12 protein-coding genes and 1 pseudogene are annotated in these 13,702 nt (G+C 70.3%); 5 read left to right on the plus strand and 8 right to left on the minus strand.

Features of this window, described 5'->3' with window-relative positions:
* Positions 1-41: 41 nt before the first annotated feature.
* Complete coding sequence (locus ACFW2Y_RS29245) at positions 42-293, minus strand: hypothetical protein (RefSeq protein ID WP_384885170.1); 252 nt, start codon at positions 291-293, stop codon at positions 42-44.
* A 135-nt stretch (positions 294-428) separates the two neighbouring features.
* On the minus strand, positions 429-1,112 hold the full coding sequence (locus ACFW2Y_RS29250) for a hypothetical protein (protein WP_384885171.1): 684 nt from the start codon (positions 1,110-1,112) through the stop codon (positions 429-431).
* On the opposite strand from ACFW2Y_RS29250, the gene ACFW2Y_RS29255 reads away from it, so the two are divergent.
* Together ACFW2Y_RS29255 and ACFW2Y_RS29260 are read left to right on the plus strand one after the other, a co-directional pair.
* Positions 1,111-2,763, plus strand: coding sequence for a hypothetical protein (locus ACFW2Y_RS29255; RefSeq protein ID WP_384885173.1), 1,653 nt, complete (start codon positions 1,111-1,113; stop codon positions 2,761-2,763). The genes ACFW2Y_RS29250 and ACFW2Y_RS29255 overlap by 2 nt on opposite strands.
* Positions 2,748-2,996, plus strand: a complete 249-nt coding sequence (locus tag ACFW2Y_RS29260) for a hypothetical protein (RefSeq protein WP_384885175.1) — start codon at positions 2,748-2,750, stop codon at positions 2,994-2,996. The genes ACFW2Y_RS29255 and ACFW2Y_RS29260 overlap by 16 nt, the downstream gene beginning before the upstream one ends.
* Here the strand turns inward: ACFW2Y_RS29260 and ACFW2Y_RS29265 are convergent.
* Complete coding sequence (locus ACFW2Y_RS29265; protein WP_384885177.1) at positions 2,960-4,816, minus strand: zeta toxin family protein; 1,857 nt, start codon at positions 4,814-4,816, stop codon at positions 2,960-2,962. The two genes, ACFW2Y_RS29260 and ACFW2Y_RS29265, sit on opposite strands and share 37 nt — an antisense overlap.
* Positions 4,817-4,926: 110 nt before the next feature.
* A complete protein-coding gene (locus ACFW2Y_RS29270; RefSeq protein WP_384885179.1) occupies positions 4,927-5,328 on the minus strand; it encodes a DUF4357 domain-containing protein in 402 nt (133 codons plus the stop codon).
* A gap of 253 nt (positions 5,329-5,581) precedes the next feature.
* On the opposite strand from ACFW2Y_RS29270, the gene tap reads away from it, so the two are divergent.
* The gene (tap, locus tag ACFW2Y_RS29275; RefSeq protein WP_384885180.1) at positions 5,582-7,855 is read left to right on the plus strand and encodes a telomere-associated protein Tap; all 2,274 of its coding nucleotides are present in this window, start codon (positions 5,582-5,584) and stop codon (positions 7,853-7,855) included.
* A gap of 12 nt (positions 7,856-7,867) precedes the next feature.
* Positions 7,868-8,428: a telomere-protecting terminal protein Tpg gene (tpg, locus tag ACFW2Y_RS29280; RefSeq protein ID WP_384885182.1), complete on the plus strand. Its 561-nt coding sequence runs from the start codon at positions 7,868-7,870 to the stop codon at positions 8,426-8,428.
* Between the two features lie 94 nt (positions 8,429-8,522).
* Here the strand turns inward: tpg (ACFW2Y_RS29280) and ACFW2Y_RS29285 are convergent, their stop codons facing one another.
* The 3 genes from ACFW2Y_RS29285 to ACFW2Y_RS29295 all read right to left on the minus strand — a co-directional run bounded on the left by ACFW2Y_RS29285 (position 8,523) and on the right by ACFW2Y_RS29295 (position 11,590).
* Positions 8,523-9,581 (minus strand): hypothetical protein, encoded by a 1,059-nt coding sequence (locus tag ACFW2Y_RS29285; RefSeq protein WP_384885184.1) that lies wholly within the window; start codon positions 9,579-9,581, stop codon positions 8,523-8,525.
* 119 nt (positions 9,582-9,700) lie between these two features.
* Positions 9,701-10,984, minus strand: coding sequence for an endonuclease VII domain-containing protein (locus ACFW2Y_RS29290; protein ID WP_384885186.1), 1,284 nt, complete (start codon positions 10,982-10,984; stop codon positions 9,701-9,703).
* An 87-nt stretch (positions 10,985-11,071) separates the two neighbouring features.
* Complete coding sequence (locus ACFW2Y_RS29295) at positions 11,072-11,590, minus strand: DUF6233 domain-containing protein (protein ID WP_384885190.1); 519 nt, start codon at positions 11,588-11,590, stop codon at positions 11,072-11,074.
* Between the two features lie 950 nt (positions 11,591-12,540).
* On the opposite strand from ACFW2Y_RS29295, the gene tpg (ACFW2Y_RS29300) reads away from it, so the two are divergent.
* Positions 12,541-13,128 (plus strand): telomere-protecting terminal protein Tpg, encoded by a 588-nt coding sequence (tpg, locus tag ACFW2Y_RS29300; RefSeq protein ID WP_384885188.1) that lies wholly within the window; start codon positions 12,541-12,543, stop codon positions 13,126-13,128.
* Positions 13,129-13,242: 114 nt separating this feature from the next.
* Here tpg (ACFW2Y_RS29300) and ACFW2Y_RS29305 read toward each other — a convergent pair.
* A pseudogene (locus ACFW2Y_RS29305) lies at positions 13,243-13,608 on the minus strand (ATP-binding protein); the annotation flags it as partial.
* Positions 13,609-13,702: the final 94 nt, after the last annotated feature.

Below are 13,702 nucleotides of genomic sequence, written 5' to 3' on the forward strand. Positions count from 1 at the left end.
CGACCAGACACCTCTGGTCGGAGCCGCAGTCGTGTCCGGGGTCAGTTTCCGGCGAGCAGGCGTGCCTGCCGGGCCTGGACGAGACCGCGCCAGGCGGAGCGGACGTCGTCCTCACTGCGGGTCCAGCGGACGGTCGAGGGCCCTGGGAGAGGGAGGCAGGCCATGAAGTGGGCGATGTCGGTGAAGTAGGCGAAGTCGCCGGTGGCGGTGAGCGTGCGGAGCCGGCCGATGGCGGCGGCCAGGTCTGGGTCCTCGCCGCGGACGGCGTGGTGGAAGGCGAGAGCGAGCTCCACGAACCGGTGGAGGAAGGGGAGCCCCGCGGTGTCGATGTCGGTCCGCAGCCTCTCGGCGCGGGCGGTGACGTCGCGGTCGCGGGTTCCGGCATCCTTGATCAGGGCGACGACCTGGGCGAGGAGGGTGTTGGAGCGCTAGTCGAGCCCGGCGAGGAGCTGGTGGGCGAGCGCGAGCTCGTCGGCGGCCCGGTCGGGGTCGGCGAAGGAGACGGCCAGCGCGAGGCGGACCTGCATCATGGCGCGCTCGCCTACGGCGCCGTGCTGTTCGGCTTCGGCGCGGCCGGCTTCGAAGGCGTGAATGGCAGCCGCGGTGTTGGCGTGGGACCAGTGGATGTCGCCGAGGACGCGGTGGTGGCGGCCCTTCCAGCCCAGGGTGGGGACGGCGGCCAGGGCAGTGGGGAAGTCGCCGGCAAGGCGGGCCAGGTTGGCGAGCGCCCGGCGGGCCTTGACGGCGAGGCGGCCGCCCGTGTCGGCGACCTGCTGCATGCCGGTGTGGGCGGCGTCGTTCTGGCTGAGGTCCTTGTGTGCCTTGGCCCGGTAGTAGAGGGCCATCTCGGTCAGTTCGGCGGGCAGCAGGCCGGTGTCCAGGACGGCGGTGAGACGGTCGGCGGTGCGCTGGCGGTGCTCGCGCTGGCGGCGGGCGATCGCGGTGAGCAGCTCGGCCACGGCATCGGCCGCAGTGTCCGGGGCCCCGGTGTCGGTGGTGGGCGGGGTGAGGGGTTCCCAGACGGAGTCGTCGGTGTAGACGAAGGCGGCCTCGATGAGCCAGCCCAGGCCGGTCAGGCGGTGGTCGCGGGCCAGGCGCAGGTCCTGGCGCATGCACGCGACGAGGAGCATCCGGCTGGGGGGCGAGGGCCGCGGCCTTCGTCCACTGGTCGCCCAGGGCGGCCAGGGCGCGGTCGGCGGCCTGGTGCCAGTCGGCGGGGGTCCAGCGGTCGTCGCTGTGTTCGTCCTCTTGTACGGCGCTGCGGATCGCGCGGTGCAGGTGGTAGGGCCACAGGGCGTAGGGGTCCTCGGTGACCAGGGGCCGCTCGACCAGGCGGCGGGCCGGGGCCTGCTGGGCGAGGCCGGCCGTTCGGGTGGCGAGGTCGAGGTCGAAGGCGTCCAGCAGGGCGACGCTGCGCAGCAGGTGGCGTTCTTCGGGGGTGAGGTCAGACAGGGTGCGGGCGAGGAGGGCGGGGAAGGTGCAGTCGAAGTCGGCCGCGGTGGGGGTGCGGCCGGTGCGGCGGATCTCCAGGAAGCGGCTCACGGCGAGGTCGAGGTGGAGGGGCAGGCCGTGGGAGCGGGCGGTGATCGCGGCCCGGATGTCGGCGGCGATGAGGGGCCGGTCGTCGTGGACCAGGCGGCGGGCGAGGTGGGTCTCGCAGTCTTCGGGGGAGAGGTCGCCGATCAGGAACTGCCGGGCGCCGGTGCCGGATGTGCGGGGCGGCGGGACGGTCAGGGAGGAGGGGGCGGTGGCCAGGCCGGGCCAGACGGTGAGGCCGGTCCAGTCGAGCTGGCCGTGGAGGGCGGGGTCGGCCCACTGCAGGCGGCTGCGGCCGCCGATGACGAAGAAGACGTTTGGCATGAGCCAGACCAGGCGCTGCAGCAGCCGCTCGAAGTCCCGGTGACGGTCTGCGGTGTCCTCGAAGGTGTCCAGCAGGACCATCGGGACGGTGCGCTTCTTCGCGGGCAGCCGACTCAAGTCCCAGGCCAGCAGATGCGGGTAGTAGGACAGCGCCTCCAGGTCAGGGGTGGCCTCCAGCAGGGCTGCCGTGCGCGTGGCGCCGGCCAGGGCCTGGGCGCGTTCGTGGCGCTCGCGCAGCGCGTTGACCAGCGCCGAGGTGAGCTGTCCGGCGGCCGATCCGACCATGCCGGGCAAAGCCAGGGCGGCGGCGACCTCCCCCGCCCCGGCCTGCAGTTGCTGGGGCAGCAGTTCCGTGAACTTCCCGGCCAGGCCGGACCGCCGGATGTACTCGTCCAGCGGCTCGCCAGGGTGGACGTGCTCCCAGTAGTGCCGCAGCGCCACGTCGAAGGAGGGCATCGGCCGGCCCAGGGCCCCGGCGAGCGCGAGGCGGATCGTCAGGATGACGCGCTCGAAGTCAGAGCCGGTCGACGCGGCCCTGGACAGGTCGATGCGGATGGGCAGGACCCGCTCGGTCCAGGTGGGGGCGCCCCACTGCTCGGGGCGGTGCTCGGCGGCTATGAGCGCGGCCTCGATCTTGCGGAGCAGGGTCGACTTACCGACACCGCCCACGCCGTGGAAGACGATCACGTTGCTGCGGGGGGCTTCGAGGTCCTCCACGTCGACGGACCGGTCGGCGATGTGGCGCAGGTGTTCCTCCAGCGCGGCGGCCACCAGGACCCACTGGTTATGCCGGTCGGTGAAGGCCTCCGCGACGTCGAACGACGACGGGTCGTTGGAGCTGAACAGCGCACGCAGGTATCACGTCCCGATCCGCGGAGGACACCCCTTTGTCAGAGCATGTGAGCCCCGAGGCCGCCGAGCACTTCGTTCAGCAGGTGACCCTCTGGTACTCGGAACAGATCATGAAGGAGCAGCGCGCAGCAGGCGGGGCCGACCCGGAGCGCCTCAAGACCCTGAAGGACGGGCTGGCGGCGTGCGCTGCTGACCTGGAGACACTCGAGGACGCCGGCCCCGAGGAAGTGGACGAGATCGCAGCCCGTTACGCGGCCCTCGCCCAGGAGCTGGAGGGCCAGTAGCCGCTGCCCATCCGGACAGGCAGCAGGGCCGGGGTGATCGTGGAGGCGAGGGCGCGCGGCTGGAGGTGGGTGGGCATCAGCGGCCAGGCCAGCGCGGCGATCTCGACAAGGTCGGACCGGTACTGCGGCAGCTCGCCTTTCAGGCGCTGGAGGGTGGCCAGGAGGCGGGCGGCTTCGGCGGTCGTGTAGGGGCGGTGCTGCTCGGCCTCCAGGACGTCCCCGCCCCGGGCCGGCTTCCTCCAGGCGCCGTCCGGAGTCCGTTCGTTGCGGTACAGCGCGGTCAGGTCCCTGCGGATGACCGAGACGCAGTGCACGTACGGCGAGGCTTCGGCCGCGCGGACCACGGCGGGCACGATGTCGAAGGTTCTGGTGTGGGCGGCGGCCGCGGTGAAGCGGGGCGCAACGCCCATGCGGGCCACCTCGGCGCACCGGGTCGCGGTCCCCAGACGGCTGTCCGCGGCCCGCGCCCCGATCACCACCAGCTCCACACGGCGGCCCGCCCGGTGGTCGCGGCGCGCGCTGCCCAGGAAGTGGTCGATGCTGTCCGGGGCGATCTCGATAAGCATGTCCCCGCGGCGGGCCCGGACGTGGGCTTCGGCCATCTCCTGCCAGGCCCGGTAGTCGGCCTGGATCCGCGCCGACGCGCTACGTGGCTCCTCCTGGAGGAGCTGGCGGTAGTCGGGGTGCAGCGACTTGAACAGGCCGCCCTCGATCCGGGTGGGACGGCGCACGCGCAGCGCACGGCGCAGGGCACGCGCGGTGTGGGACTTCCCCGACCCTTGCGGACCCATCACGTAGAGGGTGACCGGGTCGTCCTGCGACGTGATGACGCCCAGGAACATGGGGACGATCAGCTCGTCGAAAACCCACCGGTGCTCGCCGGCGGACAGGCGGTGGTAGTCGACCCCGGGCGGCACGGTGAGCGGCTGGGCCTGCCTTCGCACCGGTTCGGCCAGCGCGAAGGCGCGTTCCAGCCCTCCGGCGACCGCGAGGCGACGCTCCGGGGCGAGGACCGCCGGGTGTAAGCGCTGCTCCGTGCTGGTCAGGCAGCGCCGGAACCGCCAGGTCTCCGGCGCGGTCCATGGCCGGCCCCACTCCGCCGTCAGCGCCTCGGGAGCGCCCTCATCCTCGTTCCAGGTGGTTCCGTCCGCGGTGAGCTCGTTGCGGTACAGCACGTGAAGGCCGCGGCGCACCACCATGACCTGGTCCGCCAGCCGCCCGGCTTCGACGGCCTGAAGGAACAGGGGCAGGTTGCGCGTGCACTTCTCGAGGTTGCCCCAGGACACGGACCGTCCCACGCCCTGCTCGTCGACCTGCGTCAGGTACCGGTCCAGCCCGCTGAGCTGCGCTTCGGCCTCCGCGACGGCGAGCGCCACCAGTTCGACGCGGTAGCCGTCCGCACGGTAGCCGCGGGCTTTCGCGCACGCCTCATCGACGTCGGCGACCGGCTCTTCGAGCACCACGTCGAAGCGCCGGCTCCGGGCGTACGCCTCGACCTCGGCCTGCCACCGCAGGACGTCCGGGCGCACCCGTACCCCTGCGGTGCGGTCATCGGCGCGCATGAGGCCTGCGTAGTGGGGGTGGGCCTTCTTATAAAGGTCGCGGCCGATCAGCACTGCGCCACCCCGGCGGCCGAGGACCTCCAGCAGGAGGTCGCACAGCGCGGACTTGCCGCTGCCCGCCGGTCCCGCGACGACGATGACCACCGGCTGGTCCTGCGGGACGGCGTCCTGGGTCCAGGCCGGCAGGATCTGCGAGGCCAGGATCGCTTCGTGCTGGTCCTCGGCCAACTCGACGGGAACGATGTCCTCGTCTCTCATCACCGTTGCGCTGCCCTCTCCTGCGGCCTTCTGCCTGATCCGGTCGGTGTGCCCTCCTTCGTGCCGTGCTCGGATTCGCACCGGGCCCGGCATGAAGGAGAGGGGGAGTGTTACTGGGCGTCGAGCCGACTGCGCAGCTTGTCGAGGGTGACTCCCTCGCGGGTCTGCCACAGGGTCCACCCGTTGATGATGTTGCCCGTGACTGCCTCGGCGGCCTTGGAGGGCGAGGGGAACGTCGAGGAGTGGCCGTCGACGATCAGCTGGCCGTCGGCGGTCACGACCGCGCGGCCCGACCGGTTCGCGCGGCGCTGGTGGAAGGTCAGCTCGGTGCCCGCTTCGAGGAATCCGGCCTGCATCAGGGCGGCGAGGGGCCCGTGCGGGACAACGGTGGCCGCCTCGGAGGAGGGTTCGCCTCCTCCGAGGGTCAGGGTGACGTGGATGGTGTCGTCGTTGCTCGCGCTGGCGAGGCTCGCGATGACCGCGGGGTTGAAGTGGATGCTGAGGGTGGCCATGAGCACTCCTGCCGGTAACGGCCCGAAGGCCAAATCGCTCGCTTTCGCTTCGATCTTAAGCAGTGCAAGCAACTCGTGTCAACTTCGATTGTGAGTGATTCAGCAGACTTTCAGAGGCCCCGGGGTGCGGCTCCATTGCGGACGTCAGCGCGAAGTGTCGCTTCACTCGCCAGAGTGCATGTACGCGATACGTACGCTATTCGTACGCGGAACGTACGCTTCATGGGGTAGAGTGTTGCTCAGGAGGTGTTCCATGTCCGAGTTGTTCGACGCGGTCGACGCCCTGCTCGCGTCCCGCGCCACGCTGCCGCCGCCGGCGGAGCGCAAGCGGCTGCGTGCCGCGCACGGCCTGACGATCGATGAGGTGGCCACCGCGCTGAAGGTGCGGCGGGCCACGGTGTCCGGCTGGGAGTCCGGCAAGACCGAGCCCCGCCCGCCCGAGCGCGACGCCTACGCCCGGCTGCTGGACAAGCTCGCGGAGCTCTACCCCGCCGCCCCAGCCGACACGGCCGCGCCCGCACCCGTCGCCGACGCTGCGGTGCCGACGACGTTCACCGCCGCGCCCGCACCGGCGGAAGCACGGACTCTGTCCACAGGGGAGGCATCCGAGGCTGCGGTCATGACTGCAACCGAGAACACCCAGACCCCCACCCCTGCTCCCGTCGCCACTGCTCCGGCCGCCACTGCTCCGGCCGCCGCGACCCGTCCGGCGCACACCACCAGGCCGACGTCGTCGCGCCGCCCGGGTGCGAAGAAGGCGGCCCCGGCCGGCACCCCGGCGGGCGATACCGATCCACGGTTCGAGAACGGGCCACTCGCGGTCGTCGACGTGGAGGACGGCAAGGTGCTGGCGTACTGCACCGGCGGCCTGGTCCTGGACGTGCCCGCCAAGAGCATCCCGGCCCTGGTCGACTGGACGCTGCGCGAGGCCAAGCTCGGGGCGCCGAAGCTGTCAGGGCCGGGCAAGGACGCCGACCCGCTGATCGTGCTCACCGAGGCCGCGTGCGAGCGCTACGGCCTCCCGGTCACGCTCACGGCGGAGGAGAAGGACGCCGGGCGGATCCCGGAGGGCCACAAGGTCATCAAGCAGCTGGTCCGCGCGGAGTGGAAGCTGACGAAGAGGGGCTTCGGGCCGTGGGCGAGGATCTACCGCCCCGCCACCGGCTCGGAGCGGGCCTGCGTACAGCTGTGCATCCCCTCGTGGAACGCGCTGGACGCCCGGTTCTGGGGCACCGCCGGGCAGCTGCCGCCGGCGGAACTCGCCCGCGTCCTGGGCGTGTACGCGTCGCGGGTGATGACGCCGCGCGGCTCCACGGCCGTGACCGGCCTGGAGCTGATGACCGTGCTGCACCCGCCGACCCGGGCCTCCGAGCCGGACGCCGACGGCAAGCGGCACTCCGAGCACAACCCCGGGTCGCTGGGCAAGGACGCCATCGACCCGATGAACTTCCCGCCCTGCGAGGTCCCCGACGGCCACCCGGTCCTCAAGCACCTGCCCCGGTTCCACGTGCGCGGCCCCGGCGAGAAGCTGTTCGAAGAGGCGTACGACTGGGCGCGGCCGATGACCGACGCGGAGTGCACCCTGCGCCACCTGGTCGGCATCGACGTCAACATGGCCTTCGCCGCCGGCGCGAACGGTCTGATCGTCGGCCTCGGTGAGGCAACACACGTCAAGAACCCCGTGTTCGACCCGAAGCTGCCCGGCTCGTGGCTGGTCGACCTCTCCCACGTCGACCTGTCCCGCGTGAAGGTCGGCAAGGAGTGGGTGGACCTGGACGGCAGCCTGCTGCCCTCCCCGTTCACGCCGAAGGGCGAGCGTCCGGAAGGCCCGGCCTGGTACGCCACGCCCACCGTCGCCTACGCGGCGGAACTCGGCTACGAGGTGCGCCCCATCGAGGCGTGGGTGCGGTACGACAACGGCCGCTACCTGGACGGCTGGTACCAGCGGCTGCGCGACGCCTACCTGGCCACGATGGCCGACCTGCGCGTCGACGCCGACCTGTCGCCGGAGGACTTCCTGACGGCGATGGACGGCTACAAGGACCGCGACCCGGAGCTGGGAATCGTCATCACGGCGATCAAGGCCACCGTGAAGGGCGGTCTGGGCAAACTGCGCGAGCGCCCCCGCGGTGAGGGCTGGAAGCCCGGCGAGCCGTGGCGCGCGCTGTCCCGGCCGACGTGGCGGCCGGACATCCGGGCGGCGGTCATCTCCCGCACCCGGATCAACCTGCACCGCAAGATCGTGAAGCACGCCGCGTTCACCGGCCAGTACCCGATCGCGATCCTGTCCGACTGCGTCGTCTACGCCGCGAACGGACCGAGCCCGCTGGACTTCCTGCCCTACCGGGAGGGCAAGCCGCTGCCCGGCGGGTTCAAGCTCGGCATCAACCCCGGCCTGGTCAAGCACGAGGGCACCCAGTCCGTCCTGTGGGGCGAGGAGGTCCGCGAGCGGTTCAACGCCCCGGAGCTCAACCTCGCCCGGTACATCAAGGACGGCACCGTCACCGACGTCGACAACGGAGAGTAGGAGTAGGCCACAATGAGCCTGTTCGGGGACGGCCTGGAAGCCGCGGTGCAGAAGGCGTTCACGCGCCCGGCGCCCAAGAGCGCGGGCGCGCAGATGCGCTACCTGGTCAAGCAGATGAAGGGCAGCACCAAGGCGGTGGCTCAGATGCTGCGGGTCTCCCAGCGCACCGTGGAGCGGTACGTGAAGGACCAGATCAAAAAGCCCCGCCCGGACCTCGCCGCGCGACTGGAGCGCGAGGTGAAGAAACGCTGGCAGCCACAGATCCGGGCCAAGGCCAGGGCGAAAGCGGCATCTACGGGCGGCATCGTCATCGACGCCCGCGCCCGCATGGGCTACCACGCGCCGATCGGGTCGACGGACGAGTCCCGCATCCGGCACCTGACCGTCGCCCTGCCCCCGCAGTACGCCGCCCGCCTCTTCGACGCCCAGGAGGCCGGCGCCACCGAAGCCCAGCTCCAGCAGATCGCGGCCGAAGGACTCAAGGAGGTCTACTTCCAGGACGGCGGCCGCCGTGCCGGCTCCCTGGAAGAGGTCCGGTTCACCGACATCGAGCACCTCGAATTCGACCTCTGACAAGCCGCGCCCCGAACAGCCCGGGAGCCCCAGACCGCTGATGGTCCGGGGCTCCCGCGTACCCGCGCGCGTGATGGACGCGTCGGGTGGGTGTTCATGCCGGCGGCGACACCAGCTTGGCAGCGCCGGGATCCACGTCGGGGGCGCAGGCGAGGGTCGGCAGGTCGTGATCAAGCAGCCCGTTCATCGCGATGGCGGCCCGGCTGAGCTGGTGCGCCCCCTGAACGGACTGTCCTTCGGCGACGGCGGCGTAGAACCGGGCCGCGTAGGTGATGGCGTCCACGTCTCCGATGGTGTCGGACATGCCGATGGCGAACGGGACGGTGTCGATGAGGTTCGCAGTCTGAGGCGCGGAGTTGCAGGAGTTGAGCAGGACAAGCAGCGGTTTGTCATCGACGGCCGCGATCGCCTGCGCGAAGGCGCCAGCACCGACCTCGGCTCCGTCGTGGAAGTCGTCCTCGTCCTTCTCGAAGAAGAGCAGGTCCTGTGCGCTGTGGCCGGAGAAGTGCACGATGTGCGGCCGGAAGCGAGGCAGGGCGTCCAGAAACACATCGGCGGTCGCGGCTGGATGAGCGTCGAGCTCGATCAGGTCTCGATGCGTGGCGCTCTGGACCGCCGCCCGGATTCTCTGCTGCTCCCGACCGATACGAAGGTCGCCATCGGAAGCGGCACCCAGGAGGAGTACCCGCAGCTTTTCCGGCTTCGGAGCCCGCAGTTCCTTCAGCACCGTACGCACCTGTCCTTCCGCCGTCGACAGACGGCTCTCGATCTGGGCCTGCTCAGCAGCAACGCGGCGCTCGGCCTGTTGCTGTTCGCGCTGACGGATCTCCTCGGCGGCGGACCTTTCGGCCTGCTCCGCCTTGGCGAGCTTCGCCGACAGGTCCGCCGCCTCCTTGCTGAGCTTGGCCACCCTCGCGCTCCAGGTGCCTGCCTCGCGGCCCGCCTTGTTCGCCTCGCTCTCGTGCCGCTGAGCGTTGCGCAGCTTGGACGACCGGGTCGTAGCGCTCTTCGCCTTCGCTGCGGCCGTCCGCTCCTTTGCGGCCTTACCGCGCCTGTCGGCCTCCTTCTTGCGGTACTCGCCGACCTTCTTCTCCGCGTCGGCGCGCGCCTTGTTCTTCCTGCCCAACTGGTTCCGGTAGTAGCTGGAGTTCATCGTCGTACCCCTCCGTATTCCCTCGCAGGCTACGCCCCGGCTCGGACATCGCCCCGCGCCTGGAGGTGTCCAGCGGATCGTGCTGGGCCAGGCGGCACGGCCCGCGAGCGGGGGTGACATCACGGCTGGAGCGTCGTGTCCGGCGTTGAGCGGCGAGGCCCCGGTACGACGGCGCCGGCCTGCCCGGCGGCCAGCGACTGGTCGACGAACTCCCGCACGAGCATCGTCGTCTCAGCGACCGTGACGTCCTTCGTCCACGCCCCCTTGTGCCACCAGCAGGACAGCTCGAAGCGGTACACGCCATGGGCGAGCTTCACGTCCTCGATCCAGGGCACATGCCTGCACCGGCGGGTGCGGATGATGTGGCGCTCGGTCGCCTCCACGTGCATCCGGGCGAGGGCGGCGTGGTACCGGGCGGGCAGGGTGCGCCGTTCCAGACAGCCGCGGCACTCCAGCAGGTGCAGGGCGGCGCCCTCCTTGTTCTGCAGGAAGGAGTGCGCGGTGCTCTTCCCCTCGTAGGTGTTGCAGCTGCCGCACAACGGGCCGCGGACCAGGCCGTGGTCGTGGCAGTGATCCCAGACCGCCGCCCGGGACTCCGAGCACAGGCGACACAGGTAGCCGTCAGCTCGGGTGCTGCGCGTGCGGGCCGACTCGTACAGCACGCCGCGCAGGTGGCCGGTGTACCGCTGGAAGGTGGCGCCGGAGCACGGCGGGCACAAGGTGACATAGCCGAGAGGGCCTGGAGTGCGCCAGGCACCCCAGCGCGGGCCCTGGGCGTGGCAACGACTGCAGACTCGGGCACGGGCGACCAGGTCCTCCGCCACCTGCTCCCAACGATCAAGGAGCTCGGCGTAGGCCCTCGGCAGGAACAGGCTGCCGCCGGAGCAGGTCATCAGCTCCAGCGGCCGGGTGTTGGCGATGTTCTGCCGGCGGTCGCTGTATGCCGCGGTGAACTCTTCCCACGTCAGGTCACCGGGCAGTCCGCGGGAACCGATGCGCTGCCAGCTGTCGTTCCACTCTTCGTAGTGCCGCTGCTCCTGGTGCTGCTGGCGGGCGTCCCAGTACATCCAGGAGGCGATCTTCTCCCGCCAGTCGGGCCGCCCGCGCTCCTCCGGGTCCTGGTCGTCGCGCTCGCGGAAGGGCGGCACCTGGAACTCGACGACGTCGCCGGGGTCCAGGCGGAAGTCAGCGAGCGCCTGGGCAGCGCGTCGGATGTCCCGTTCGTCGTACGTCCACTTCGACCTGTTCTTGTAGCAGCGGATCGCGATGTCGCCGATGACGACGTGGCTGTGCTGGCGCAGCCGCACCATGTGCACGAGGTCATCCAGGTCGAGCGGGAGAGCGGATCCGGCGGAGATCTCCGCGAAGTATGTGCGGGCGAGCCGGGGGCTGATCTGGGCCATGCCCGGATGGTGGCAGCGGGGTCTGACAGCACCCGCCACACACCCGCACGTACGAGCGGATCGCCGTACGGACGCGCGAATTCGGTTCTATGCGCCGTCCTCGAAGCCGCGGTCGAAGCCCTTGAGGACCGGATCGAGCTCGGCGGCCGCGCCGCACAGCGAGCACAGCCGGACGCCCGGCTGCTGCGCCACGTCCAAGGCCCGCTCCACCGTCAGTACCGGCGCCCCGGCCGGGGCCTCGTCGCAGTCGACGGCGTGCACGACACCGCCTCGGCCGGGCCCGCGGCCGCCGGCCTTCGCCATCACCCAGCCCGACGGGCGGCGCGGCCCGAGGACCTGCTCCACGAGCGACGGATTCGGGAGGTACTCGGTGGGCACCTGGTCGTACGAGACGCCGTCCACGGGCCGCACGTGGTCCGGAGCGCGGACCCAAACGCGGTACTCGGCAGGCTCCACCGAGTCCCCGGGGCCGTTGCGGTACGCCGGTAGGCCGACCTCGTACCGCCAGCCGTCGGGTGTCTGGCGCCGGGACCACAGGCGGGCGACGACCTCCTGGTCCCCGGGCAACAGCACCCGCATGGGCACCGGCTCGGGGGCGGAGGACATCGTCACGCCTCCCACCCTACGGACTGTGATGCTTAGAGATACCTGGCCAGCCCGGGACCCCCTGCCGACGTCGGAGAGGGACCTACTCTCCAGAACCGTGCACGATCCGCTGCGGAGTGTGACGATAGGCATTTGAAGTGCGAGGAGCGGAGGTGCTGGATGAGGTTTGAAGGACTGTACCCTGCCGCGGCAGGGGGCTCTTGGAGCTTCGGATGGGATTCCCTTGTTGCCATCGGCACCCTGGCCCTCGCGGCCTTCACCTGGAGGCTGGCCGCCAGAACTCGTGATCTTGCCCAAGAGAGCACCTCAGAGCAGCGTGCCCAGTGGCGCCCCCTCCTGCTGCCGGCTGAAGACGAGTTCGTACCTAGGGCCAATGCGTCTGTACCCGGTTGGGGCGACACGACTCCGGGCCTCGCGTATGACTCAGGCACAGGGGCGCTGTCCGTACGGATTCGCAACACGGGACGTGGCCCGGCACTACACATCCGGGCACAGGTAGAGGCACCGGACTTCAAGGGGGCCGTCAGCCCCCGGAACTGGTCCTTGGGAGCCTTGGCCGTCGGCCAAGATCAATACCTAATCTTCGACAACGTGCGATTCGCTGATCGGGTGCAACTTCTCCTGGATTACCGAGATCTGGCTGACCGTTCATATGCCACTGCGTGCACCATCACGCGGACGCCTCCAAACCCGCTACGCCTCTACGACATCCGTGCCTTCGAGGAGCACACGGTGACCAAACTAGGTGACGCTGTGTACCCACAGCCTGGCCTTCGGGATGTCCGGCCGAAATCTTCACGGCGCTCGAAGACCCAATAACCAAGGCGCGGCAACTACTGTTGCGGATGGCCGAATTTTGGCGAACGTCACCCGGACGGGCGCCTGGACGCCGACGATCGGCACGACCAGGGCGTCCTCCGTCCACAGGCTGGCTGTGGCCGACTTGCCTCATGAGCGATCACGAGCAGCAGCAGCCGGCCCCGCACCGGGGCAAGGTCCTGGAGGCCCTCGCGCGGGCGGAGCGGAAGGTGTTTACCCGGCCCACGCCGAAATCCGCGAATGCACAGGTGAAATTCCTCCTCACACGGGTGAAGGGGTCGGCCAAGGCCTTGGCCGAGCGCCTGGGCGTCTCGCGTCGCACGGTGGAGCGCTACCGCGCCGGGGCCTTGACGACCCCGCAGAAGCGCCTGCAGGCCGCCCTGGTGGAGGAGACGGAATCCGAGTGGCAACCGCAGGTCAGAGCACAGGCACGCGCACAGGCGGCGACCTCCAAGGGGATGATGGTGGAGGTGACGGCGTACTTCGGATTCACCTGCACGGGTAGCTCGGACGACGGCCGCGAGCGCCAGATCACCACGGACATCTCACCCACCTACGTGAAGCAGATCCTGGAGCTCCAGGAAGCCGGTGCGACGGAGGAAGAGCTGCATCCCATCGTCGCGGAGGCCATCACGGAGTCATATTTCACGGAATGGGGCACACGGGCCGATCCCCGCGCGGATTTCACGTCCGTGTCGTCAATTTCCTTCCGGTTCTGACCCGGACGAATTCCAGACCTGCTAGAAACATGTCCAGCTGAGCCGAAGCGCGGTAGTTGTCACATAGGCAGTCTTGTTGTCACCTGCGAGGTGCGGTGCCGGAAGGTCGTCCTCTCAGTTCTTGACGGCCTCTGCGATCTGCTGGGCGGCCTGGGCGGGGGTGAGGTGCGTGGTGTCGACGACCTCGGCCTCGGCGTGCAGCCATGTGCGGGCCGCCTCGGCGTAGGGCTCGAGGTATTGGAGCCGGAAGGGGGAGTTGGGGCCGAGAACGGTGTCGCCCGTGATGCGAGCGCGGAGGGTGTCCTGGTCGGCGTGTAGGACGAAGTGCCGGACCAAAATGTCGTGCTTGGCAAGTCCCGAGCTGATCTCGCGCCAGTACTGCTCGACCAGGATGGTCATGGGCATCACCAGGGTTCCGCCGGTGTAGTCGAGGATGCGTCGGGCGGTTTCGACCACGAGCGGTCGCCATGGCGGCCAGTGAGGTCTTCTCGGCAACGTGATGGTTGCGGTGCGTGACAGCTTGCGGGTGGCCTGGGTGATGACCCGACGTCAGACATGCGTGAAGCCCCTGGTA

The organism is Streptomyces sp. NPDC058877 (assembly GCF_042742855.1).
Taxonomy (GTDB): domain Bacteria; phylum Actinomycetota; class Actinomycetes; order Streptomycetales; family Streptomycetaceae; genus Streptomyces.